This window comes from Aurantiacibacter luteus, assembly GCF_001010945.1.
GTDB classification, from domain to species: Bacteria; Pseudomonadota; Alphaproteobacteria; order Sphingomonadales; family Sphingomonadaceae; genus Alteraurantiacibacter; species Alteraurantiacibacter luteus.
In genome coordinates, this window is record NZ_LBHB01000006.1 from 46782 (window position 1) to 71897 (window position 25116).

General features: G+C 65.9%; 19 protein-coding genes and 1 pseudogene. 8 read left to right on the top strand and 12 right to left on the bottom strand.

Annotated elements, in window-relative coordinates:
- Genes fliR through AAW00_RS14035 form a run of 4 tightly spaced genes read left to right on the top strand, consistent with a single transcriptional unit; the run spans window position 1 to window position 3772 of the window.
- On the top strand, window positions 1–780 hold the full coding sequence (fliR, locus tag AAW00_RS14020) for a flagellar biosynthetic protein FliR (protein ID WP_047005077.1): 780 nt from the start codon (window positions 1–3) through the stop codon (window positions 778–780).
- Entirely contained in the window at window positions 777–1907 is a 1131-nt protein-coding gene (locus AAW00_RS14025) for an EscU/YscU/HrcU family type III secretion system export apparatus switch protein (protein WP_047005078.1), read from the top strand. The genes fliR and AAW00_RS14025 overlap by 4 nt, the downstream gene beginning before the upstream one ends.
- Window positions 1908–1937: 30 nt before the next feature.
- Complete coding sequence (fliD, locus tag AAW00_RS14030) at window positions 1938–3395, top strand: flagellar filament capping protein FliD (RefSeq protein ID WP_047005079.1); 1458 nt, start codon at window positions 1938–1940, stop codon at window positions 3393–3395.
- Entirely contained in the window at window positions 3374–3772 is a 399-nt protein-coding gene (locus AAW00_RS14035; RefSeq protein ID WP_047005080.1) for a flagellar protein FliS, read from the top strand. The genes fliD and AAW00_RS14035 overlap by 22 nt, the downstream gene beginning before the upstream one ends.
- A gap of 129 nt (window positions 3773–3901) precedes the next feature.
- On the opposite strand, the pseudogene AAW00_RS14040 reads toward AAW00_RS14035, so the two are convergent.
- From AAW00_RS14040 to AAW00_RS14075, 8 genes and pseudogenes are all read right to left on the bottom strand, one after another.
- Window positions 3902–4336: pseudogene (locus AAW00_RS14040) on the bottom strand (FAD-dependent monooxygenase); the annotation flags it as partial.
- Between the two features lie 71 nt (window positions 4337–4407).
- Entirely contained in the window at window positions 4408–5790 is a 1383-nt protein-coding gene (locus tag AAW00_RS14045; protein ID WP_156170103.1) for a hypothetical protein, read from the bottom strand.
- Window positions 5791–5974: 184 nt separating this feature from the next.
- The gene (locus tag AAW00_RS14050; protein ID WP_241461752.1) at window positions 5975–7258 is read right to left on the bottom strand and encodes a TRAP transporter large permease; all 1284 of its coding nucleotides are present in this window, start codon (window positions 7256–7258) and stop codon (window positions 5975–5977) included.
- A complete protein-coding gene (locus AAW00_RS14055; protein WP_206539338.1) occupies window positions 7255–7716 on the bottom strand; it encodes a TRAP transporter small permease in 462 nt (153 codons plus the stop codon). Before AAW00_RS14055 ends, AAW00_RS14050 begins: the two co-directional genes overlap by 4 nt.
- Window positions 7717–7732: 16 nt before the next feature.
- Window positions 7733–8728: a TRAP transporter substrate-binding protein gene (locus AAW00_RS14060; RefSeq protein WP_047005082.1), complete on the bottom strand. Its 996-nt coding sequence runs from the start codon at window positions 8726–8728 to the stop codon at window positions 7733–7735.
- Window positions 8725–10104, bottom strand: coding sequence for a mannitol dehydrogenase family protein (locus AAW00_RS14065; protein ID WP_047005083.1), 1380 nt, complete (start codon window positions 10102–10104; stop codon window positions 8725–8727). The genes AAW00_RS14060 and AAW00_RS14065 overlap by 4 nt, the downstream gene beginning before the upstream one ends.
- Window positions 10101–11507, bottom strand: a complete 1407-nt coding sequence (gene uxaC / locus AAW00_RS14070; protein WP_047005084.1) for a glucuronate isomerase — start codon at window positions 11505–11507, stop codon at window positions 10101–10103. Before uxaC ends, AAW00_RS14065 begins: the two co-directional genes overlap by 4 nt.
- A gap of 24 nt (window positions 11508–11531) precedes the next feature.
- The gene (locus AAW00_RS14075) at window positions 11532–12287 is read right to left on the bottom strand and encodes a FadR/GntR family transcriptional regulator (protein ID WP_047005085.1); all 756 of its coding nucleotides are present in this window, start codon (window positions 12285–12287) and stop codon (window positions 11532–11534) included.
- A 100-nt stretch (window positions 12288–12387) separates the two neighbouring features.
- Here AAW00_RS14075 and manD point away from each other — a divergent pair, with 100 nt between their 5' ends.
- Together manD and AAW00_RS14085 are read left to right on the top strand one after the other, a co-directional pair.
- Complete coding sequence (gene manD, locus AAW00_RS14080; RefSeq protein ID WP_047005086.1) at window positions 12388–13596, top strand: D-mannonate dehydratase ManD; 1209 nt, start codon at window positions 12388–12390, stop codon at window positions 13594–13596.
- Window positions 13597–13602: 6 nt separating this feature from the next.
- Entirely contained in the window at window positions 13603–14502 is a 900-nt protein-coding gene (locus AAW00_RS14085) for a sugar kinase (RefSeq protein WP_047005087.1), read from the top strand.
- Between the two features lie 12 nt (window positions 14503–14514).
- On the opposite strand, the gene AAW00_RS14090 is transcribed toward AAW00_RS14085, so the two are convergent.
- The 4 genes from AAW00_RS14090 to AAW00_RS14105 all read right to left on the bottom strand — a co-directional run bounded on the left by AAW00_RS14090 (window position 14515) and on the right by AAW00_RS14105 (window position 22630).
- Window positions 14515–17211: a glycoside hydrolase family 2 gene (locus tag AAW00_RS14090; RefSeq protein ID WP_047005088.1), complete on the bottom strand. Its 2697-nt coding sequence runs from the start codon at window positions 17209–17211 to the stop codon at window positions 14515–14517.
- 106 nt (window positions 17212–17317) lie between these two features.
- Window positions 17318–19543: a TonB-dependent receptor gene (locus tag AAW00_RS14095; protein WP_052761985.1), complete on the bottom strand. Its 2226-nt coding sequence runs from the start codon at window positions 19541–19543 to the stop codon at window positions 17318–17320.
- Window positions 19544–19845: 302 nt separating this feature from the next.
- Window positions 19846–21717, bottom strand: coding sequence for a sulfatase-like hydrolase/transferase (locus tag AAW00_RS14100; protein ID WP_156170104.1), 1872 nt, complete (start codon window positions 21715–21717; stop codon window positions 19846–19848).
- A 31-nt stretch (window positions 21718–21748) separates the two neighbouring features.
- A complete protein-coding gene (locus tag AAW00_RS14105; RefSeq protein ID WP_047005090.1) occupies window positions 21749–22630 on the bottom strand; it encodes a formylglycine-generating enzyme family protein in 882 nt (293 codons plus the stop codon).
- A 181-nt stretch (window positions 22631–22811) separates the two neighbouring features.
- Here AAW00_RS14105 and AAW00_RS14110 point away from each other — a divergent pair, with 181 nt between their 5' ends.
- The gene (locus AAW00_RS14110; RefSeq protein ID WP_047005091.1) at window positions 22812–23693 is read left to right on the top strand and encodes an alpha/beta hydrolase; all 882 of its coding nucleotides are present in this window, start codon (window positions 22812–22814) and stop codon (window positions 23691–23693) included.
- A 494-nt stretch (window positions 23694–24187) separates the two neighbouring features.
- Window positions 24188–24952 (top strand): helix-turn-helix transcriptional regulator, encoded by a 765-nt coding sequence (locus tag AAW00_RS15340; protein WP_047005092.1) that lies wholly within the window; start codon window positions 24188–24190, stop codon window positions 24950–24952.
- The last annotated feature ends 164 nt before the right edge of the window (window positions 24953–25116 follow it).

Here is a 25116-nt window from a genome sequence, read left to right on the forward strand (position 1 = left end):
GTGAACCTTCCCGATTTCGGCCTTGGCGCGCTGGAGGCGGACCTGTGGCGCCTGCTGTTCGTCATGGTGCGCATCGGGGCCGCCGTCATGGCCGCCCCCATCTTCGGCGCGGGCAGCGTACCCGTGCAGGTACGGATCGTGCTGGCGGGAGCGATCGCGGTGTTCGTTCTTGCCTGGACGCCCGTGGCGTTGCCCGCCGACCTCCTTTCCATTGCGGCCCTGCTGGCGCTGGCGGGCGAGGTCGTCATCGGCCTCGCCTTCGGCTTCATCCTGACCCTTAGCTTCGCTGCGGCGGTAATGGCGGCCGAACAGATCGGCGGCGCCATGGGCATGGCCATCGCCACCGCAGTCGATCCGAACACCGGCGGGCAATCGGGCGCGCTGGGGCAATACTTCACGCTTGTCCTGACGCTGATCTTCCTCGGCGTGGGCGGCCATCTCATCTGGCTGCGGCTGATCGTCGACAGCTACACGTCCCTGCCGCCCGGCACCTGGCTGGGGGCGGAGCGGGCCGCGGCAATCGCGGGCTTCGCCTCCGCCATGTTCGTTGCCGCGGTCGCCATCGCCCTGCCGGTCATGCTGGCGCTGTTGCTGGTGCAGTTCGCCACTGGCGTGCTCAGCCGCTCGGCACCCTCGCTCAACCTGTTCTCGCTCGGCCTGCCGGCGGGCGTCATGGCGGGCATCGCCGCGCTGATCGCCGCCATGCCGCTGATCGGCGAACAGTTCGTCACCCTCTCGGGCCAGGCGCTCGACCAGGTAGCGCAGGTCACCGGGTCATGAGCGAGCAGGCGGGCGAAAAGAGCTTCGCGCCGACGGAAAAGCGCAAGAAAGACGCGGCGAAGAAGGGCGACGTGCTGCGCTCGAAAGAGGTCGGCACTGCCGCGGCGGTCTTTGCCGGGGCGGCCTGGCTCTACGTCGCCGGCGGATGGCTGCTGGAGGCGATAGAGACCGCGGCGCGCGATTCACTGCGCTTCACCCGCGCCGATCTCGACGATTTCTCCCCCGGCGCGATGCTGCTGGCGGCGCTGCTCGACATCCTTCCGCCCCTGCTCGCGCTCGGCGCGACGGTGCTTCTCGCCACGCTGGTGACGCAGCTGGTGCTGGGCGACGGGCGGTTCATCGCCGGCAACCTCGCTCCCAAGGCCTCGCGCCTCGATCCGCTCGCGGGACTGAAGCGCATGTTGGGCATGCAGGGCCTGATCGAACTCGGCAAGAGCGTGCTCAAGATCGCGCTGCTCGGCTCGATCGCCTGGTTCTGGGGCGCGGCGCATCTGACGCAGATCCTGTCGCTGGGGCGCGGCGAACTGACCGGCCAGCTGGCGCTCGCCTGGCAAAGCGCGCTGGCCTTGCTGATGCTGCTGGCGGGCGGGCTGCTGGTGATTGCCTTCATCGACTGGCCCATCCAGTTCCTGCGCCGCCTCTCTCGCCTCAAGATGACGCAGCAGGAAATGCGCGACGAACACAAGGAAAGTGAAGGCGCGCCCGAACGGCGTGCGGCGATCCGCCAGCGCCAGCGCCAGCTCGCCAAGGGGGGGGTCGCCGTGGCCATGAAGGACGCGCAGTTCGTGCTGACCAATCCGAGCCACTTCGCCGTCGCCATGACCTACGATCCGGCGCTGGCAGATGCCCCGGTGGTCCTGGCCAAGGGGCGCGATGAAAAGGCCCTCGCCATGCGCGAACTGGCGGCGGAAAGCGGGCTGCCGGTGCTCGAATATCCGTTGCTGGCCCGCTCCGTCTATTTCACCACGCGCGAGAACCAGATCGTGCGGCAGGAGCTTTATGCCGCCATCGCTGCCGTCCTTGCCTTCGTCTATTCGCTGAAACGCGGCGAGCATCCCGAGCGGCCCCATGTACAGGTGCCCACACACCTGCAATTCGATGCGAGCGGCAAGCTGATGGCGGCTTAATCCGCGTCTTGCGCTGTCGTTCTTGGCTGCATGGACAGCTCCACCACCTCGATCGTTTCAGCCCTGGGCGCCGGCAGCGGCGTGGACATGGCCCGGCTCGCCGCCGATCTTTCGGCCGCGCGCTTCGCCATGCAGGTACAGCAACTGGAAGCACGCAGCGAGCAGATGGAGACGCGCATCTCCGCCGCCGCCGCTCTCAAGGGCCAGCTGTCGCAGCTCGCCAGCGCGCTTGGCGACCGCATCCGCACCGGAGACCTCGCCCCGCGTGCGACGATTTCCAACCCTTCCGTGGCGAGCGCCAGCGTGACCCCCGGCGCGCGACCCGCGGGCAGTTTCTCGCTGGAAGTCTCCCAGCTCGCGAAGGGGCAGGTGCTGGCGAGCCGGGCCTATCCCGCCGCCGGCAGTACGGTGGGCGAAGGGCTGCTGACCATCACATTCGGCACCCAGTCGGGCACCGGCTTTGCCGCCGACATTGCGCGCAGCCCGGTGGAGATCGCGGTGACCGCCGACGACACGCTGCAGACCCTCGCCGCAAAGATCGGGGCGAGCGGCAACGGGCTGGTCGCCTATGTTGCCGTGACGGGGACCGGGGCGCAGCTGGTTGTCAAGGGGCCGGAGGGCGCAGCCAACGGCTTCACCCTCACCGGCAGCGGTGCGAGCGCCAGCGGCGTGGACGGGTCGGGCAATCCGGTTGCACCGACCGCGGGCAACATCGACTATCTCGACTGGACCCCGGTCACCGATGCCGGACGCCAGACGCAGGTTTCCCGCAACGCGGCTTTCGCGCTCGACGGAGTCGAGATGACGAGCGCCAGCAACACTGTGGCGAACCTTCCGGGCGGGTTGAAACTCGTGCTCGCCGGCACCAATGTCGGCGCTCCGGCGACCATCTCGTTCGCGGGCAAGGATGCAGAGATCCGCAGCCTGATGGAGGACTTCGCCGCCGCCCTCAACGACGTGACGGCGCAGCTGCGGGAAACCGCCGATCCGCAGGGCGGTGAGCTGGGTGCCGATCCCGGCGCGCGCGCGCTCAAGCGCATGCTGCGCGGACTGACCGGCCAGATCGTCATGCCCGGCGCCGCTGCCGGCGCGCCTGCGACGCTCGCCGATCTCGGCCTCTCCTTCACCCGCGACGGCATTTTCCGCGTCGATGGCGAGCGCCTCTCGCGCACGCTGGCCGAACAGCCGGAGGCCGCAGCGGCCATGTTCACCACCGGGATTTATGGCCTTTATGCCACGATGGACAAGCTGGCGCGCGATGCCGGTTCGTTCGCTAACCCCGGATCGCTGGGCGGCAGCATTTCTCGCTATGAAAAGCGCAATGCCGCGATCGAGGACAAGTTGGCTGACATCGCCGACAAGCAGGCGGCCTTGCGCGAGCAGATGACGAGGCAGTTCACCGCCGCCGACCGGCGCGTCGCCAGTTCGCAATCGACCCTGACCTTCCTGCGCAGCCAGATCGATGCGTGGAATTCGGCGCGCGACTGATGTTCATGCTGCGCAGCCCCTCGGACGCCTACGACCGCGTCGCACTCGACGCCCGCATTGCCGGCAGCGACGCCCGGCAGCTGACCGGCGTTTGCCTCGATCACGCCATCGAGAGCCTCGGCCGCGCGCTGGCCGCCGACAAGTCTGGGTCCTTCAGCAACCGCTCGCAGGCGCTTGGCCTGTGTCTAAACGCGCTCTCGGCGCTGGCACTGGGCATCGACCGGCAACATCCCATGGCGGCAATCCTGTCGGATTTCTACGAGGGCATGCAGATCAGCGTGGCGCAGGCCGTGCGATCCTTCTCCCGAGAGACGGTCGAGAAAGCGCGAGGCGATCTGGTGGACGTGGCGACAGCGATGACGGCGGCACAGACCTGAACTGCCATCGGCCCGGCCGAGCCTTACCCAAGACTGGCGGGGAGGGTGGGAGGAAAGTCGAATATCAAACTGCATTTTGCCCCAACATTTACCCCGGACTTGTGCCGATGGTATTTAAAAGCCGATCAATCACACTGGCAGTACGACGTAGTGCTCGGCAATGGCGGTCTGGGCTGCGCCGCTGGAGGCGATGTAGTCGAGTTCGGCGACTTGCATGGCGCGCTCGAACGGCCCGTCCTCGGGAAAGCGGTGCATGAGGCGGGTGAGCGACCAGCTGAAACGCTCGGACTTCCACACCCGGGCGAGCGCGGTGTCGGAGTAGGCGGCGACACTGTCGGCATCGTTGCGACGGAAGTAGCCGGTCAGCGCCTTTGCCGCATAGTGCACGTCGCTGGCGGCGAGGTTCAGGCCCTTGGCGCCCGTCGGCGGGACGATGTACGCGGCATCGCCGCATAGCAGCAGGCTGCCGTGGCGCATGGGCGCGAAGACGTAGCTTCTGAGCGGCGCGATGCTCTTTTCCAGGCTCGGCCCGCGGGTCATGTGCGCGGCGGCCTCCGGGTCCAGGCCGCGCGTCTACCGTCGCACGACACATATCTGCAGAAGGTCGGTGCCTAGGCGTGAGAGCGGCTGGCCATTCAGAGCACGCCCTTAATCCAGAAATGACCCATCTTCTTCAGCACGGGATGATGTCCGCGGACGCCGTCGAAAAAGCCTTCGTCCCACTGCGTCAGGATGAGGTCGGGGCGATTGCAAGCTACGATGGCGAACGTCCAGAACCTCGCCAACAAGTTGATTTGAGGATCGGTCGCCTGGATATCCTGCCCCTTTGGAGCGGACGTTTCCAATGCCCGATGAATAGCCTTCCTGGCGACGGCAAGCGCCTCCCGCGGGTTGAGAGCACTTGTATACAGAAAACCTGAGGGCGCATCAGAAGGGTCGTCCCATTGAGCGAGCTTCATTGGGTCGAAATCATCGATCTGCGCGTACTTGGCCAGGCCCACCATGGTGGAAACCGGCGGCAGAAACACCTCGTCGTAAGACGGAAGCTCATCGCTTTCTTTCCACTGAGGCAGGACTTCGTAGCCGGTCTTCCACTGGGGGAGATCATACCAGAATATGGCAGGGACGCGCCGCCGCATGTCCGCTTCATCAGGCTCCATCGCGTCGGCACCAAAACCGGCAATTGTTGCCGACAAACTCATACTCAAAGGTGCATTGGTGGGTTCTTCAGTTCTCGTTTTGTCGAGCTCCGATGATGGCATTTCCTGCCCACCTTCGGCATCGTCGCTGCGGACCTCCTTCCACTGCGCAGGTGAATTCGCCACCCTTGCGAAGCCGCTCGACAGATCCATTTCGCCCCTCAAGGGCACTTCTTCAATAGACCCTGCCTTATCATCGGCGTGGCGATATCCTTTTGCCGGTCCGAGTGACTGGACCTCAGTCGCGGTTCCTTGTCTCAGCGCCGCGAGAACCTCCTCTCGACCTTTGATTTCCTTTCCACGCGATGCACACCACTCTAGGAAATCGTCCCCGGTAGGCGCGTCCTCCTGCCCTGTCTTTGACCGCAAAAGCCCATGAAATTCCAGCACGCGAGCAGTTACGGCAGGACCCAAATCGAGTGCCTGAAAGGCTGCGTTTTGCCGCTCGGTGAGCCCCGCGAAATGCACCAGCAACTCGTTCTCGATCAGCGTCAGACGTGCGATCTTGGCCTCCTGTTCGGCCCGGATCCTGGCGACCAGGAGCAGCGCTCGGCGGGCGTCGTTACGGTCTTCGATGATCGCCGCCATGGCCTTGGAACCGACCCGCATGGTGTCGCGCAAAGCGGTGCGTTCGGGCACATAGTGGCGAGCAGGCAGGAATGGCCGATATTGGGGCGCAAAGCGGACATCAGCGAGGCAAAGTGATGGAGATACTCCAATGATCTGAGTGCCATCTTTATCGTCTATGGGGCACCACTTCCTCTCAGAGTTGGGCAACGTGCTTCTCAAACGGTTTTCTCCCGCGGCCTTGTGGGCCAAGGTGTGATCCTTTCCATAGATCGTGTTTCGCTTACGCCTCGCACGCACACGCTTCATGAAGACCTGTTGTCTGCTGGCGCTCGGGTTGGTTGCCATCGATTAGTTGGTCACGCACCAATCTGCCACCCTAGAGAAAGCAGGCGGTGTCATCACGGCAGGTGCGCAGGGCTGCAAGCAACGCAGCCTAGGCGAAGGCTGCGGGCAGCCAGAGCGAGAGGCCGGGGATCGCAATGATGCAGAGCAATGCAACCAGCAGCGCGAAATAGAACGGCCAGATCGTCTTCAGCGCCTGGCCGATGGGAATGCCCTGCGCCGCGCATCCCACGAACAGCACCGATCCCACCGGCGGCGTCAGCAGGCCTATGCCCAGCGCGAGCATCAGCATGATGCCGAAATGCACCGGGTCCATGCCGACCGCCGTGGCGATCGGCAGGAAGATCGGCGTGGTGATGAGGATGAGCGGGGCCATGTCCATGAAGGTCCCCAGCACCAGCAGCATGGCCGCGATCAGCAGCAACGTCAGCAGCGGGCTCGTCATCGCGGGCGCCAGCAGCTCGGCGAGCTGCGCGGGGGCCTGGAGCACGGCCAGCACCCAGCCGAACAGCGCCGCCGTGGCGATGATGAACATCACCATGATCGTGGTGCGCGCGCTGTTGACGAAGGCGAGGCGGATGCGCGCGAGGTCGAGATCGCCATAGACGAAGGCACCAATTATAAGCGTGTAGGTGCAGGCGATGGCCGCGCTCTCGGTTGGGGTGAAGACACCCGCGAGGATGCCTACCAGGATGATGATCGCGGTCAGCAAGCCGGGAAAGGCTGTGACGATGGCGCGCGCGAGCGGCCTCCAGCCCGGGAACGAGCCGCGGGGATAGCCGCGCCGCGTCGCGACGATGGCGGCCACGATCATCAGCACCACGCCGATCAGGATGCCGGGCAGGATCCCGCCCAGGAACAGGTCGCCGATGGAGATGCCCGTGCCGGCCGCGGTCGCGTAGATGATCATGTTGTGCGACGGCGGGATCAGGATGCCGGTGATGGACGCGCTGGTGGAGACGTTGACGATGTAGTCACTGTCGAACCCGCGCTTGCGCATCTCCGGCCCCAGCGCCGAACCCATCGCCGATGCGCTGGCCAGCGCCGAACCCGATACCGCCCCGAACAGCATAGAGCTGAGGATGGTCACCTGCCCCAGCCCACCTGGGGCCGCGCCCAGCGTCGATTCCGACACTCGGACCAGCCGCCGGGCGATGCCGGCCTGCGTCATCAGTTCGCCTGCGAGGATGAACAGCGGGATGGCGAGGAGGGTGAAGATGCTCACGCCCGAGGACATTCGCTGCACCGCCACCACCAGCGGAATGTCCAGCATCAGCAGCACGGCGCAGGCCGAGAGGAACAGCGACAGGGCAACGGGCACGCCGAGATACAGCATGATCGCCAGCAGCAGCAGCAGGAGAAGGACCATGGTCATGCGCTGCCCAGGCTCCCGTCGATTTCCTCACCCCGGACCAGCTTGCGCAAGGCGAACACCGCCATCAGCAGGCCGGAGAGGGGGATGACGAGGTAGGCCATTCCGCGCGACAGCGGCAATGTGGGGACGGCGTTGCCCCACGTTGCGACGACTAGGTCGATCCCCAGCCAGAACGTGAGCGCACCTGCCAGGGCGACCAGCAGGTTGGCCGCGCCGACCGCCGGGCCGCGCCAGCGCACGGGCAGGCTCGCCACGCCTTCCATGATGCGGATGTGAAACCCCTCGGCAATGCCCGAGGCGGTGCCGAGAAAGGTCATCCAGATCATCAAGAGCAACGCCGTCTGCTCGGCCCAGGCGGGGCTGTTGCCGAGCACGAAGCGGGCGAACACCTGCCAGGTCAGGATCGCCATCATTGCCGCGAGCGCAAGCGCGGCGCAGCGCATAAGGATGGCACTCACCAAGCTGATGGCGCGGTCAAGCATCGGTCTGTCCCATGCCGGCGATATCCTCGACGAGGCGGCGAAGCGCGGGGGTTCCCGCGTAGTCGTGCCAAAGCGGCTGCATGCGCGCCTGGAACGCGGCGCGGTCCACGTCTTCCACGATGCGCGCGCCGCCAGCGGTGACGATGGCGGTGGACTGCGCCACCCGCGAATCCCAGATCCGGCGCATGACGGGCACCGAGGCCCGGGCTGCCTCGGCGACGACCTCACGATCGGCGGAAGCGAGCTTCTCCCAGCTCATGCGCGACATGGCGAGGATCTCGGGCGCCAGCACGTGGCGCGTCATGCTGTAGACGGGCGCGACCTCGAAATGACGCGAGCTTTCGTAGGACGGCATGTTGTTTTCCGCGCCGTCGATCACGCCCTGCACCATGCCTTGGTAGACCTCGCCGTAGGTCATCGGCGTGGCGCTGGCGCCCATGCTCTCGATCATGTCGACGAAGAGATCGGAGGTCTGCACGCGGATCTTCAGGCCGGCCATGTCGGCAGGCTCGTGAACCGGGCGGTCCACCGTGTAGACCGAGCGCGCGCCGCTGTCGTAAAAGGCCAGCCCGATGAGATCATGGGCGGACAGCGCGGAGAGGATGGCCTGCCCCGGCGCCCCGTCCATCGTCGCGCGCATGTGTCCGGTCGAGCGGAACAGGAAGGGCAGCGAGGGCACCAGCGTTTCGGGCACCAGCACGTTGAGTGGCGCGGAGTTGATGCGGATGAAGTCGATCCCGCCGAGCTGCGCCAGTTCGAGCGTGTCGCTCTGGCTGCCGAGCTGCTCGGACGGGAAGACCTCGATCGCCACCCGCCCTTCGGTTTCGCGGGCAACGGTGGCGGCGAACCAGCGCAGCGCCTCGACGGTGGGATAGTCCTCGGGCTGGCTGTCGGCGGCGAGCAAGGGGCGCGGACCCGTGCGGCAAGCTCCGAGCGATGCCAGCAGACCGAAGGCGCCGCCGGCCGCCAGGGCATCGCGCCGGTTCATGCCACCGAGGCCAGGGAATCTAGATGGGCGTCGATTGCCGCCACGTCTTTGACATCCGGCTGCCAATGGGAGGCCAGGGGGCCGCCGGGCCCGAAAACCGCACCCACGATGCCGCCCCGTCCGGCGCTGTGCCAGAGCTCTGCGAGAGGCCGCGCCGCCGGGTCGTCCACCGCACGCACATCGCCGCGCACATGGCGCAGCCAATGGGCGATGCCGGTCAAGATGGCAGGGGAGCGCAATCCGCGCGCCTGCCTCGCCGCGAGCGTATCGAGCCAGCGTTGCGGAACCTTCTGGCTGCCGTCGATGGCGATCTGCGCCAGCCGGTGATGTAGCGCAGGGTTGGCGAAACGCGCCAGCAACGCCTCGGCATAGGACGGCAGATCCTGTCCCGGCCCCGCCGCGATGGTGGGCATGGCATCTGCCATCAGCGCCTCCACGAGGGCGCGCAGGTGCGGATCGGCGATGGCCTCGTGGACGAAGGTATGCCCCCGGTCGAGCCCGGCATAGGCGAGCAGCGAGTGCGCGCCGTTCAGCATCCGCAGCTTGGCCGCCTCAAACGGCGCGACATCGGGTACGATCTGCGCGCCGTGATCGTCCCAGCCGGGGCGGGGACCGGCGAAGTCGTCCTCTATCACCCACTGGCTGAAGGGCTCGGTGAAGACAGCGCCCTCGTCGCGCAGGCCGAGTCGCGCCTCGAGGTCGCGCAGATCGTCTTCGCCGGTGGCAGGCACGATGCGGTCGACCATGCTGTCGGGCGTGCGGCAGGTATCGGCGAACCAGGCCGCGAGGTCGCGGTCCGTTTCCTCCAAGTATTGAGTCATCAGCCGGGAAAGCTGGCGCCCGTTGGCAGAAAGGTTGTCGCAGCTCAGCAGGGTCAGGCCAAAAAGGCCCGCCGCGCGGCGCCTGGCAAGTCCATCTGCAAGCAGTGGATAGAACCCCTCGCGCGCCAGCGGGATGTCGAGCGACCCGTCGGCCTGCCGGCAATAGCCCTTCTCGGTCACGGTGAAGCTGACGATGCGGCAGGCGGCATCGGCGATGCGATCGGCCACGGCGGCGGCATCCCGGCCGGCGACGAGAACCTCGCGAACCGAACCGACGACGCGCGTGCGCGGTGCCCCGGAAGAGCGCTCGGTGACGGTATAGAGCCCATCCTGCGGATCTAGCTGGTGCGCGACCGCTGCCGAGCGCATGGAGACGCCCTCGATCATCCACCCTGCCTCTCCCGCATTCAGGCAGGCGTCGGTATACCAGGCCTGCTGCGCCCGGTGGAAAGCGCCGATGCCGAAATGCAGGATGCCCACGCCCTGTCCGCGGTCGTAGAGCGGCCGAGCCACCCCGTCCGCAAGCTCTCCGAGCGTGGCCTGCGAAAGCCTCACAGCCGGTACGCCGCCTTCGCGAAATCGTAGGCGAGGCCGCGGGCGAGCTCCGCCGCCTCCCAGTCCTCCATCCGGTGTTCCGAGACCAGTTCGGCCAAAAAGCCGCAGTCGATGCGGCGCGCCAGGTCATGGCGTGCGGGGATCGAGAGGAAGGCGCGGGTATCGTCGTTGAAGCCGACGGTGTTGTAGAAGCCAGCCGTCTCGGTCACGCCGCGGCGATAGCGGCGCATGCCTTCGGGGCTGTCGTGGAACCACCAAGCAGGGCCGAGCTTGAGCGCCGGATAATGGCCTGCCAGCGGCGCGAGTTCGCGGGCATAGGTCGATTCGTCCAGCGTGAAGACGATCAGCGAGAAGCGCGGGTCGCTACCGTAGCGTGCCAGCAGTGGGCGCAGCGCGTGGACGTACTCGGTGCGCAGCGGAATGTCGGCGCCCTTGTCGCGCCCGAAGCGGGCGAACAGGACCGGGTTGTGGTTGCGGAACGATCCGGGATGAATCTGCATCACCAGCCCGTCCTCCACGCTCATGCCGGCCATCTCGGTCAGCATCTGGGCGCGGAAAAGTTCCGCTTCGGCGGGAGAGACATCGTCCGCCTGCACCCGCGCGAACAGCGCCTCGCTTTCCTGCGGCGACAGGTCGGCGGTGGCAGCGGTGGGATGGCCGTGATCGCTCGAGGTCGCGCCCATGCGCCGGAAGAAGTCGCGCCGCTGGCGATGCGCCGCCAGATAGCCGCGCCATGAGCGACAATCCTCGCCGGTGAGGTCCGACAGGGCGTCGAGATTGGCACCAAAGCCCTCGAACTCCGGGTCGATGACCGGGTCGGGACGGTAGGCGGTGATGACCCGGCCCTGCCAATCGCTCGCCGCGATGGCGGCGTGGTGTTCGAGCGTGTCGAGCGGGCCCTCGGTCGTCGCGATGACCTCGATGCCGAAGCGGTCGAACAGCGCCCGCGGGCGGAAAGCGTCGGTCGCCAAGGCCTCGGTGATGCGGTCGAAATAGAGGTCGGCGCTCTCGGCGCTAAGCAGCACCTCCATGCCGAAGGCCTCGCTGAACACCCAGTCCAGCCAGATGCGCGAGGGGGTGCCGCGAAAGAGGTGATAGTTGGCGGCAAGCACGCGCCATGCCTCGCGCGAGGAGGCGGCGGGCGCATCCTTGCCGCGAACCCCCAACGCTTCCATCGGATGCCCCTGCGAGTGCAGCATCCGCAGCACGTAGTGGTCGGGCACCAGCAGCAGCTGCGCCGCGTCGGGGAAATTGGCATCCGTGGCGAACCAGGCGGGATCGGTGTGGCCGTGCGGGCTGACGATGGGAAGGTCGCAGACCTCGCGGTAGAGTTCGCGGGCGATGCCGCGCACGCCGGGGTCGGCCGGCAACAGGCGATCGGGGTGAAGGACGAGCGGTTTCATCAGGAGCGGCCCGGGTTCGCGCGGTCAGGCGGTGACTTGCGAGAGGCGGTCGCGCTTTGCCTGGATGCTCGCGCGCGCCTCGTCCACGGCACGCTGCTCGGTGGCGAAAAGCAGGCTTTCGAGCACCTGCTGCAGGTGTCCCCGCATGGCTGCGCGCGCGGCACGCGGATCGCGTTCGCGCAGCGCGTCGAGTATGGCGGTATGCTCGTCGACGACCGGCTTGATATTGGCGTGGCGCGCCTTTTCGTGGAGCAGCGCAGCCTCTCGCGAGGTGCTGCGAAGATCCCACAACCGTTCCACCGTTTCCACCAATGCGCTGTTCCGCGTGGCGCGGGCGATGGCGAGGTGAAAGGCGAGATCGGCTTCCTCCTTGCCGCCGGGCGTCGCGTTCTCGGCCTCGATCTCGCGCACGAGCCGCTCGAGTTCGCCCAGTTCGGTGTCGGAGATATGCGCCGCCGCGAGTGCCGCGACCTCGCTCTCGACCAGCAGGCGCGCCTCGGTCAGCTCGATTGCGGAAACTTCGCCGGCCTGCACCTGGCGGTCCTCGGTTGCGCTCAGGACATATACGCCCGAGCCCACCCGCACTTCGACGAAGCCGCGCACCTCGAGCGAGATAATCGCCTCGCGCACGACGGGGCGGCTCACTTTGTATTGCAGCGCGAGATCGCGCTCGGCCGGCAGGCGCGCGCCCATGGGGTGCACGCCCGACTGGATGTCGGCCAGCAGCGATTGCGCGATGTCCTTATAGAGCCGATGCGTGACGCGCGATGTTACCGACATTAGCAAACCTTTGGACTGACCGATTTCCGGCAACTTGACAGACCAAAATTGCGCCGTCAAGAACCGGCGTCGTACGGGCTTTCAGGGCAGGGACGCAGAAATGAAGATTCAGGACGCTAAGGTGATCGTCACCAGCCCGGGGCGAAATTTCGTCACTCTTAAGATCCTGACGGATCAGGGGGTCTACGGCATCGGCGATGCGACCATGAACGGCCGCGAGTTGGCGGTGGTGACCTATCTGCAGGACCACGTCATCCCTTGCCTTATCGGCATGGACCCGCGCCGCATCGAAGATATCTGGCAGTATCTCTACCGCGGGGCCTACTGGCGGCGGGGGCCGGTGACGATGCGTGCCATCGCCGCGGTGGACATGGCGCTGTGGGACATCAAGGCCAAGATGGCAGGAATGCCGCTATACCAGCTGCTCGGCGGGCGCAGCCGCGACCGAGTGATGGTCTATGGCCACGCCAATGGCGCCGACATCGGCGAGACAGTGGAGGCCGTGGGCCAGTACATAGACATGGGCTACAAGGCGATCCGCGCGCAGTCGGGCGTTCCGGGGGTGAAGGACGCATACGGCGTGGGGCGCGGCAAGCTGCATTACGAGCCCGCCGATGCGGCACTCCCCTCGGTCACCGGATGGGACACGCGCCAGGCGCTGAACCATGTGCCCAAGCTCTTCGAGAAGCTCCGCGACACCTACGGTTTCGACCATCACCTGCTGCACGACGGCCATCACCGCTACACGCCCCAGGAAGCGGCGAACTTGGGCAAGATACTGGAGCCCTACCAGCTGTTCTGGCTGGAGGATTGCACCCCGGCGGAGAATCAGGAGGCGTTCCGCATCGTGCGCCAGCACACGACCACGCCGCTGGCCGTCGGCGAGATCTTCAACACCATCTGGGACTGCAAGGACCTGATCCAAAACCAGCTAATCGATTACATCCGCTGCACCGTGGTGGGCGCGGGCGGCATCACGCACCTGAGGCGCATCGCCGATCTCGCCAGCCTCTACCAGGTGCGCACCGGCTGCCACGGCGCGACCGACCTGTCGCCGGTCACGATGGGCTGCGCCCTGCATTTCGATACGTGGGTGCCCAATTTCGGCATCCAGGAATACATGCGCCACACCGAGGCGACCGACGAGGTCTTCCCGCACGACTATATCTTTGCCGACGGCCACCTGCATTGCGGCGAGACGCCCGGCCACGGCGTCGACATCGACGAGGAAAAGGCCGCCCGCCATCCCTACAAGCCTGCCTACCTGCCCGTGGCGCGGCTGGGCGATGGCAGCATGTGGAACTGGTAGGACGGGATGCCGCGCGTCACGCTCGTCGGCGAGGGAATGCTGGAGCTGACCCCGCAAGACGGGTCCGCTTTCGCGCTGTCCTACGGCGGCGATGCGCTCAACACCGCGATCCACATGGCACGCCTCGGCCACGACGTGGCCTTTGCCAGCGCGCTTGGTGACGACCCTTTCAGCCATTCGCTGCGCGCAGCGTGGGAGGCTGAGGGCATCGATTGCTCCCCTATCCTCGTCGACCCATCACGGAGTGCGGGGCTTTACGCCATCTCACTGTCGGATGAAGGTGAGCGCACCTTTACTTATTGGCGCGGCGACAGCGCTGCGCGGCAGATGTTCGCCCTGCCCGAAAGCGACAGCATCGCCCGGCGCGCGCTTGCCGGCGATTGCCTCGCGTTCTCGCTCGTCACGCTCGCCATCCTGCCCGACGCGGGACGCGAGACCTTGCTGGCATTGGCACGCGACGTGCGCGATGCCGGCGGCATGGTCGCCTTCGACGGCAATTACCGCCCGCGGCTCTGGTCGAGCGGCGAAGAGGCCGCGATCTGGCGCGACCGGGCGATTGCCGTCGCCAGCATCGGCTTGCCCACCCTCGACGACGAGGTGCTGATCGGCGGGCCGCACGGCGCCGACGCGGTCGCGGCGCGTTGGGAAGCGGAAGGCTGCGCCGAGGTTGTCGTAAAACTGGGCGCGGAGGGATGCCGTTTGCCCGGCGGGGAACTGGTCGCACCGGAGCGTCCCCTTGCTCCCGTCGATACGAGCGGCGCGGGCGATGCCTTCAACGCCGGCTACCTCGCCGCGCGGCTTGCCGGGGCCGAACCACTCGAGGCAGCCCGTCGTGGCAATGCGCTGGCCGGTTGGACCATCATGCGCCGCGGGGCCATCCCCCGGCGCGACCAGGACTACCCCTAGGGCCGCTTCGGCTCAGTCGGCCGGAGCGATCTCTATCGCGGACACGATGGCCTCGCCTGTCACGGGCACGAACCCAAGGTCCAGCACGCCATCGGCAACGACGGTCTCGAAGCTCTCAGTGACGGCACGCAAGGTGCCACCCGCTCGCTGGGCCACATCGACGCGCAAAAGCGTCTGGTCGCCCTCGGCCGTCACGTCGAATATACGCGCCCCTGCCGCCTGCGTGGGCTCCACGAATGTGAGCGTGATCCGGTAGCGACCGTTTCCGGTTGGCACGCGGTAGGAGAATGCGCCCTCGCGAAAACTGGCGACGATGTCGCGGCGCTGGGTCCCGGCAATCTCGGCCGTCACCGCCTGCCTGCCACGCCCACCGCGCTGGTCCGTGCTGCCCGCCGTGCCGCCGTCGAAGAAGGTGTCCGATCCGAACTGGACCTCGGCAGCGGCCGCAACGACCGTCCCGGAATCGATGCGAAATGACTGCTCCTGCGCCGCATCGAGCTGCCAGACGACGCGGTCCTCGACTGTCTCTTCACCGAAGCGGGCGCGCGCAACGACGACGTTCTCGCCCCGCGCCAGCCGCACGTCGCGCCAGACGCACACGTTCTGGTCGCAGTCGCCTTGCGCGGGCAGCGCCGCGCCGTTCACCGTCATGCCGGTCGATGCGGCATTGGAGTTCACGCGGATGTCGGTGACAGGGTAGGCGCGGTCGACGTAACGCCGTCCCTGAACGTGGACCGTTGGCTCGTCCGACCAGACGGCACGATAGAAGTAGTAGGCATCCTTGGCAATTTCGCGGTCGTAGGTTACGAGGCCCTTGGTGTTGATATCCTGCGCGTCGCCTTCCGCACGCACCGTGGTGCCGAAATCGAAGGCGTTCCACAGCCAGATACCCCACAGGTCGTCCCGGCCCGCAAGCTCGCGCCAGTTCTCCTCGTGGAACCAGGTGGCGAACTCCTCTGGCTGGGTACGCCCGCCCATGTCGATGGGGCCGCCAAGCGGATTGTCCGAATGCATGTTGGGCGCCCCGCCCGCACCGTATTCGCTGACGGACAGCGGAATGTCGGGGTGCTTGGCGCGCAGCGTGTCGAGATGCTCGCCGAGCTGGTCCGGAGCGCCGTAATACCAGCCGAAATAGCGGTTCGCGCCCACGGCATCGACCGCTTCGGCCACCACGGGCACGTCCTGCATCCCGCGCTCCTCGCAGCAGTTGGCAAGGACGACGGGGCGCAGCGGATCGAGTTCGCGCGAGAGGGCTGCCAAATTCTCCAGCAGCGGCATCGGATCGGCGATGACTTCGGGCGGGCGGCCGAGAAAGTCAGGCCGGCCCGGCCCGAAATCGACCTCGTTGGCGATGCCCCAGACCGCCACCGAGGCGTGGTTGTAGTTCTGGTGCACGAGGTCGAGTAGCTGCTGCCGGGCATTGGCGAGGATGGCGCCCGGCAGCTCGACCTGGTCGGGCGCATTGGTCCAGGCGGTGACGAGCCCGATCTCGTCCCACAGCACCATGCCCATGCGGTCGGCGATTTCATGGACGGGCGCGCCGTGCTGGTAGTGCGCGAGGCGGACGGAATTCGCGCCCATGTCGCGCATTATCTGCATCGATCGTTCGACCTCGCCGGGCGCGACGGCCCAGTCGGACGCCTCGGTGTCCTGATGGAAACCGGCGCCGCGCAGCTGATGCGGCCGTCCGTTGAGGAAGAAACCGCGCTCCGGGTCGATGCGCATCTCGCGCACGCCGAAGGGCTGGTCGATACGGTCGATCAGCGCGCCGGATTCGTCGAACAGGTCGAAGCGCAGGGTATGGAGGTAGGGGTCGTCCACCCCGTTCCACAGGCGCGGCGCGTCGAGCGCCATCTCGCCCGCGATCTCGGCGGTCTCGCCCGGCGGCACAATGATTGCGCTGCGCTGCGAGCCCACCACGTGGCCATCGTCCGCGATCAGGCTGGCGACCATGGCCAGCTCGGCGCGCTTCGGCGAAGAGTTGGCGATGCGCGCGCTCAGGTTCAGCCGCGCCGCGCCCGGTGCGATGGAGGCGGTGCTGGCATAGACGCCCGGCCCACCGTGATCGAGCAGGTCGAAGTGCACCGGCGGGGCCACGATCAACCGCACCGGGCGATAGATGCCGCCGCGCACGAAGAAGTCGCCCGTCATCGGCAGCACTTCGGCGGTGCTGTTGCCCTCTGCGGGCTGGGTGTTGTCGACCTTGACGTAGAGCTCGTTTGCGCCGCCCATGCGCAAGGCATCGGTCACGTCGAGGCGGAAGCGTCCGAATGGGTTGCGGTTCTCGCCCACCTTGCGCCCGTTGACCCAGACCTCGGCCGTTCGGCTGACCGCGTCGAATTCGAGATAGGTGCGCTCGCTCCCGGCCAGCCGCGGGCTCTCGAAAGTGCGGTAGTACCAGCCGACGCCCTGCGTCTTCTCGACGTTATCGGCGCTATTGATGTGCTGTTCGGGATCGGACAGGTAATAACCCACCCGGTTCCACGTGTGCGGCACGGCGACCACCTGCCATGCGCCCGGATCGGGTGCCTCGAGCGAGCCGTCCCCGGCATAGGGGCCGACGAGGTTGAACTGCCAGCCGGTGTCCAGATCGAGCGAACGGCGCGTCTCTGCCCCGGCCCCTTGCGCGACGACGGGCGATGCGCTCGCCAGTGCCGTTCCGATAGTCAGGGCCAGCAGGCCCAGTCCACGCGCCGGTCTGCGGCCCATTTCGGTCTCCTCTCGATCTTGCCGCGTTTTGCCGCCGCGGTCGGCGGTTGGCCAGCCTGTCTCTCAGGTTGGCCCCCGCACCTAAAGGCGCGGGGGCCGGGAGAGCTCAGAAGCCGACGCGGACCCGGATGCCGCCGTAGCGGGCATAGTTGCGCGGCAATTGCTGGGTCAGGACGAAGGGATTATTGCGCGGATTGGTGTCGTTGATGATGCGCGCGGCATAGGCCTCGTCGAACAGGTTGTTGACGAAGACGGAGACGCGCCAGTTCTCTTCCGGCCCCTCCACGCCGACCGCCAGGTTGGCGATGCCGTAGCTTTCCTGCACGCTGAGCGGATCCTGCGACAGCGCGAAATTCACGTCGCTCTGCCACACGTAGTTGCCCTGCGCGAACAGGTTGAAGTCGGGATGGATGGGATAGTTCGCGTCGAAGCCAACGTTGAATTTGAACTCCGGTGAGTTGGAAAGACGCTCGCCCGCCAGGTCCTGCACTGGCTGGCGCGTGACGGGATCGACCACGCAGCCCTGCGCCGCGGTCTGTCCGAAATAGCACTGGGCGTCGGGGAACTCGCGGATGCGCGCATCGACGTAGGCTGCCGATCCGAACAGCGAGAGCCGGTCGCTCGGGCTGTACTGGGTTTCCAGCTCCACGCCGCGCGTGCGCAGCTTGCCCACGTTGGTCAACTCGAACTGCGGAGCGAGCAGCTGGGCATTGACGCCTTGCGCCTGGAAATCGTCGTAGTCCGTCCAGAAACCGACCAGCTGGAACTGGCCGTCACCGTTGAAGAGCCTGCCCGACAGGCCGACCTCGTAGGCGATGCTGTCTTCCGAGCGGATCGGATTATCGGCGCGGCGCTGGTCGAAGCCAGAGGAGATGTCGTAAGCCTGGCCCTTGTAGCCCGTGGCGACCGAGGCGAAGGCCATCAGGCCGTCGCCGAAGAACTGCTGCAGCGCGACCTTGCCGGTAAAAGCGCCCTCGGAATCGTTGCCGGTGTATTGCACGGGAACGGCAGTCCGCATGTCCGAGAAGAACACGCCGATCTCCTCGTAGTTGTAGCGCGCACCGACCGTCAGCAGGGTGTCTTCCGACAGGTCGTAGCCGAGCTGGGCGAAAGCCGCGTAGCTGGTGGTGTCGGCGGTCGAATCCCAGTTCTGGCGCAGCGGCGGAATTGTGGTCGTGCGCAGGAAGGAGCGGTCGGTCGTGCCGTCGGCGAAATAAAGACCAAGGATGTAGTCGAACACGCCGCTCGACGGCGAGGTCAGCCGCAGTTCCTGCGCGAACTGGCGAGCGTTGTAGGTGGTGTCCTGGCGGATTTCAGGCCGCGCGGTGCCGTCCTGGTCGTTGGTGGAATCGTAGGTCCAGTCCTGCCAGCTGGTGATCGACGACAAGGTTGCGAAACCAAGGTCGAGATCGGCCTTGAAAGCGGTCAGCAATTGGTCGCTGGCACCGAAGCGATCGGTATCGTTGCGCACCACGTTGTTGGCCGGACCGGGTTCGATCCCGCGCAGGTCGTAGTTGCGGTTTGCGGGGGCGCCCGTGCTGGTGACCTGGTCGACGCGCAGATAGGTGTCGGGCAACTGGCTGTCGGTGGACTCGCCGTAGTCCGCGATCAGGGTGAGGTCGAGGTTCCCGAATTCTTGCGTCACCTTGCCGCGCAAGCCCCAGGCCTCGTCGCCGCCCAGCGTCGTGCGGTTGGTGAGGTTGGTGATGTAGCCCTGGAAGTCCGAATAGTAGCCGCTCAAGCGAAATCCGGTGGTATCCGTGATCGGACCGCTGAGCGCGGCCTCGACCCGGTGCTCTTCGTCGGTGGTGATGTAGGCTTGGGCGTAGCCGGTGAAATAGTCGGTGGGATCGCGGGTGACGATGTTGATGACGCCCGCCGACGCGCTCTTGCCGAACAGCGTGCCCTGCGGACCGCGCAGTACCTCGACCCGCTGCGGATCGGTGATACTCGAAAAGGCCTGGCCGGACTGCAGCAGGGCGACATCGTCGACCACCACCAGGACCGAGGGTTCGACCGCGGTCGAGAAGCTGAATGTGCCCACGCCGCGCAGGACCACGGTGTGCCCCGCCTGGCTGCCGCCGGCGGTGATGGTGAGCGAGGGAGAGACGTTGGTCAGGTCCTCGAAGTTGTTGACCTGCGCCGCGTCCAGCCTGTCCTCGTCGATCGCGCTGACCGCCACCGGGACCTCGAGGATGTCCTGCTCGCGCTTCTGGGCGGTGACCACGATGACGTCGCCGGCGTTCAGATCAGGATCCTCGTCGGCCTGCGTGTTCTGCGCCGACACTTGCGCGCTGGCAGTGGTCGCGACGAAGGCGGCAAGCAGCGCCACGGCCGAACTTCCGGCGCGAAGGCATGCGATGTTTCTGATGGACATTTGACCTCTCCCGAGCACGCCGCCTACGGCGGTCGTGCGCTTTCAATCCTGACCCTGTCGGACTTCGCGCCCAAGGCACCAGCGCCACCCGACCGGGTTCTATGCGCGTGACCGGGCGTCGGCCTGACAAGCTTCTCCCGTCAATCCGATACCACGCTCGGTATCGGACTGACCAATTTTGTAATACCAGCCTTACCAGTCGCGTAAAATTTCTTTTACTACTGCATTACGACAATTTTCATTGATGGGTGTCGCTGTCACCGGCGCGGTGGCAGCATGGAGATATGGGGATCGAAGGTTCCCCTGATCGTGCGCGCAAGGTAAGTCGCCGCGCGACCGAGGTATCCAGTGTCGTTCACCAGAGTATCGATCATTTCGAGTGTCGGCGACGGATCGGGCGCGAAGGTGAGCGCGTTGAGGGCCTGCAACCGGATTGGCTCGCTCGTCTCCCGACCGGCGATGCGAGCCAGCTCGGCCACCCCGTCGGCTGCAAGGGCGGTGTGTGAAAGCGCCTCCGCCAGCACGATGCGCACATGCAGGTCATTTTCTTTTGACAAGCGCAGTCTCAACGCTCCCCCGAGCCCGCCTGCATCCGGCATGCGGATAAGCACGCCCGTCGCTGCCCAGTATCGCACCGTCGGATCTTCATCGCCAAGCAGCGCGGCCAGATCGCCTAGGTCATCCTGCCGGCCACCGGCAGCCATTGCCGCTATCCCCATGATCCGCTCGAGCGGATAGGCCCCTGCCACGCGGCTCGCCCCGTAGCCCTCGAGCCACGATCCTTCGGGAATGAAACCATTATCGTTGATGGCCAACATGTGCTGGTCGAGCGCGGCGCGCATGCTAGCGAGGGCATCCGCGGCGCGCCCGGGTCGCTCCGCCAGATTGACGACCTCGTCCGGATCGGATTCCAGATCGTAGAACTCCTCGTGGGGTTTCGCCTCGAAGAAGCGTCTTTGCACCTCGTCGAGCGTGCCGGCGAGAAAGCGTGCGTGCCAGTCGGCATAGCTTCCCAGCATCCAGGCGAAGGCGACCGGCTGGCCGAGCGGGCGGTGCGGCATGTAATTGCGGATGTAGCGATAGCGCCCGTCGGTGACGGTCCGGATGAAATCGTATCGCTCGTCCATGCGGTTGCGCATTCCGAACGCCAAGGTCTTGGGATCGGCGATGCGCTGGCCGAGGAACGGCTTGCCGGGCAGTTCGGCGGGTTGCGCGATCCCTGCCAGCGAGAGCAGCGTGGGCACGAAATCGATGAAGCTGACCGGTGCATCGATCTCCAGCCCCGGCGAGACGGGGGCGAGATGCCGCCACTTGTCGGGAACCCGCACCACCAGAGCGCAGCGCAGCCCCTCGTCGTAGCAGTATCGCTTGGAACGCGGCAGGCAGCCGCCGTTGTCGGAATAGTAGAAGACGATTGTATCGTCCGCCAGCCCCGCTTCTTCGAGCGCGCGCAGGTGTTCTCCGATGAAGTCGTCCATGCGCTCGACGAGGTTGTAGTAACTGGCATAGTCGCGCCGCACTTCGGGACTATCGGGCAGGTAGGCCGGGACCCGCACATCTTCCGGCCGGACCGCGCCGTCCGTTGAGCCGAAGAGTCGCGATTCGTGCGTTATCTCGGTGTTGAACACCGCCATGAACGGCTGCCCCGCAGCCCGGTTTCGGTAGTGCGCGGTGGCGCTGGAATCGTCCCAGATCTCACCCGCCTCGACACGGCAGTTGTAGTCCGTTTTCTCGTTGTTGGTGCAGTAATAGCCTGCTGAGCGCAGGTGATCGGGATAGGTACGGATGAAGTCGGGTAAGGTCGCCTCGGCCCGCATATGGTGGGCCGGGCCCGCGCTCTCGGGATGGATACCCGTCAGGAGGCAGAACCGAGACGGCGCACAGACGGGCGCGTTGGAATAGACGTTGCGATAAAGGATGCCTTCGCGGGCCAGGGCATCGATGTTCGGCGTGCGCGCCAGCCTGTCGCCATAGGCGCCGATGAAGGGATTGTTGTCCTCGCTCACCAGCCACAGGATGTTCGGCTTCCCCGTCGCCCCGGACGGCTCGCCGATGCTCCTGCATCCGGCGGGAAGCGCAGCGCCGCCGACAAGGCCGCCGATGGTGCCGATCGCGCGTCGACGGTTCATTCCGGTCATTGCATAATGCTCCAATTTCCCTTCACGCCAGCACCGCGCACCGGAAACCGATGTGACAACTGGAGGAGCTGGCAGGGTGCGGCTGGCGGGCGGCGGGGCGATAGCGGCGGCAGTAGCTCTCGGCGCAGAGGTACGATCCGCCTTTGATGACTCGCTCGGCATCGGGTCGGGGTGAGGCGCTCGCTCCAGCCGTCCCGCAGCAGGTGCCCTGATCCGTCTTGTCAGCATCAGGGGCGAACAGATCGCTCGTCCACTCCCAGACGTTGCCGATCATGTCGAACAGGCCGAGATCGCTCGGCGGAAAGGCGCCGGCCGGGCTCGTCGTGCGCCAACCGCCCTGGTCAGTCCCGCCTGCCGGGAAGTCGCCCTGCCAGTAGTTGGCCATTACCTCTCCGCCGGGCGCGAGGACGTCGCCCCATTGGTACTCGCGCCCGCGTCCCGACAGGCCGCGCGCGGCGTATTCCCACATAGCCTCGCTGGGCAGGATCTTGCCTGCCCACTGCGCAAAGGCCACAGCGTCGTGCCAGCTTACGTGGACGACGGGATGGTCCGGTTTGTCGGCAATGGTGCTCCCCGGGCCGGCGGGGTGACGCCAATCGGCGCCGGGGCAGAATTGCCACCAAAGCCGCCAGTCGGGATCGAACCCCGCGGCATCCGAATCGGCAAACAACATGGAGCCCGCGCGGCGGTCGATCTCTTCGAGATGCGGATAGTCCTCGGCGGGCAGCGGTCGCTCTGCCTGCGTGACATGCCCTGTTTCCTCCACGAACCGGGCAAAGGCGGCGTTGCTCACGGGCGCCCGGTCGATTTGGAACGAGGGCACCTCCACCTCGCGTACGGGCGCTTCCTCCGGATAAAATGCGGCGCTGCCCATCGAGAAGCGGCCTCCGGTCACGAGGACCATCCCCTGCAACCCCGACGGACGCCCGCATAGGTAAAATGAGATATTGGCCTGACCGATCATGTCCTAACGCTATGCCAATGCCCGGTCAGTGGCAACGGTTTAAGATTTTCGTACGCCAGCTTGACTTGCGGTCTGCCGAACCTCGGGTATTGGTAGGGCCAATTTACGGGAGTCTTGCAACATGATGAAGGCGATACTGTCAGTTGTGGCTGGCCTAGTTTTCGGGCTGGCTGCCCCTGCAGAGGCACAGCCGCGGTTCGACCCTGCGGATCCGCCCGAGGAACTTGGCATCGCGCTTTATCCCGATCAGGCCCCGACGCCGGAAGAGCAATGGTTTCGCCGGAACGGCGGGATGCTGATGGTCCGCAATGTGACCCGGCCCACGGTCACGCCCTTCCTGCCCGATCCGCGCATGGCGACGGGCGCTGCGGTCGTCGTCGTTCCGGGCGGCGCGTTCCTCGGCCTCGCCATGGAGAACGAAGCCTATCCCACCGCTCGCTGGCTGGCCGACCATGGCATCGCTGCCTTCGTCCTCAAGTACCGGGTGGTGCCGACCCCGCGGGACATGACAGCAATCCCGGCCGCCGGCGCGGCGCGCATCGGCCCGCCCGCGGATACGCCGGATTATGCATTGGCCGACGGACTGGCGGCAATGGAACTGGTCAGGAGCCGTGCGAGCGAATTCGGCATCGCGCCCGACCGTGTCGGAATGCTCGGCTTTTCGGCAGGCGCATTCCTCACCCAAAGCGTCATCCGCACTGCTGACGCGCGACACATGCCCGATTTCGCCGCATCGATATACGGCCCCATGCGAGCGATGGACGTGCCCGCGAACGCCCCGCCCTTGTTCGTCATGGTGACCGCCGACGATGATACCCTGCCGGTGACAAGCCTTGACCTGGTCGAAAGCTATCGTGCGGCGGGCAAGCCGCTGGAATTCCACCTACTCGCCAGCGGCGGACACGGTTTTGGAATAGGCAGGCCAAACACTAGCTCGTTTGGGTGGATCCACCAGTTTCATCTCTGGCTGGATTCCGGCGGTTTCCTCTCAGTCCGGCAATAACAAACAACAGGATTTCGCAATTGCATCTAAATTTGCGGAATAGGGTTCACCGACGCTAGTGTATTCTGCATTATTGTTTCTTGCGATTCAAGTTGGACGGTCCTTGTCAGTGTGCTGTTTCCACATCCTCGTTACTGGCGTTCTTTGCGAGCACTGCGATATTACAGATTCATCGAATTGATCGGTGGCGATCCATGGTTATTCTGAACTACGTGGGCGGTTGACTGGGAACTTGATGGTTTTTAAACTTGAGTGTGAGCTGCCCGATCCTGTTCACGCGACAGTTTGTGGGTTTGCCTGTAGATGACGGGAATGACCAAGATTAGGGCGCGTAGCTGCCATCGAAACACGGCTAAATCGATGGCAGCTTTCGGCACAAAATCGCGACCACTCGAATGGCCGAGACTGGGGCGCAAAGCTGCCATCCCACTCGGCCCCGTCAGCCAGTCGAGAAACGCGATGGCCAAGCCCGCCGACTCTGATAGTTGTTCGCCATGAGCCATAACCTCCAACCTTGGTCGCCATACGAAGATCGCTCGAACGCCCATTCGGTCGGCCGCGTCACGCTCGTCTGGGCATTCGGTCAGCTCGTGGAAGCGATGCTCGGGTTCATGCCTTACGAGCTGCCGACGATCTTCGCGCGACCGGAAGACGAAGGTCCGAACGACGCAGCGCGCGATCTGATCAGGCTGCAATCCGAGGACATGACCAAGGCGCTTGTGCATGGACGACTGACGAGCTTCATGCGCCCGCTGGGCGGCGGCGAAGTGCAGCCTATCCCGAGCGAATGGTGGGAGATTGACGAGCCGCTCTCGCGCTTTGCGACCGGCGCGTTCGATCCCGAACGCTGGGCGGAAGCTGATGCTGTCCCCACTCATCGCATCCTGGTGGGCGCCGAGAGCTTCGATCGATGGCTGGCTACGCTGCCCGAGTTGGGCCCGCTGACGGCCAGGCAGATCGAGATGGTCACCGAGCCAAAGTTGCGGGCCGCACGTGCGGTCTCCCGCCAAACACAGCCCGTGATGGAGGCGGCAGAACAGCAAGCGCCGGCTGAAAGGAGCAACCTAGCCGGAGTCGGGCCGCCGCTCATCTCCATCGAAGCGGTGTGCGAGATGACCGGGATGGCCACCTCCACCGTCTACAAGCGCATCGATGACGACGGCTTTCCGCAGCAGGTCAAGCTTGGCTCGCGCTCGCTGTGGTACAAGGACGAGGTGGCCGCATGGCTTCGTGAAAAGGCAGCGCTGCGCGGCGGCTAGCTTCGCCGTTTGCGGCGGGGGCTGTGGACGATCTCGTCAACCGGCAACGCATCTGCCATGATCATCGACGCCCAGCGTTCCGCCAGTTCCCGGCGACGCGGCATGAAGGCCGCCCGGTTGTACCGCAGCTCACTTGCACTGAGGCCCTTGGGCGAGTGCGCCAG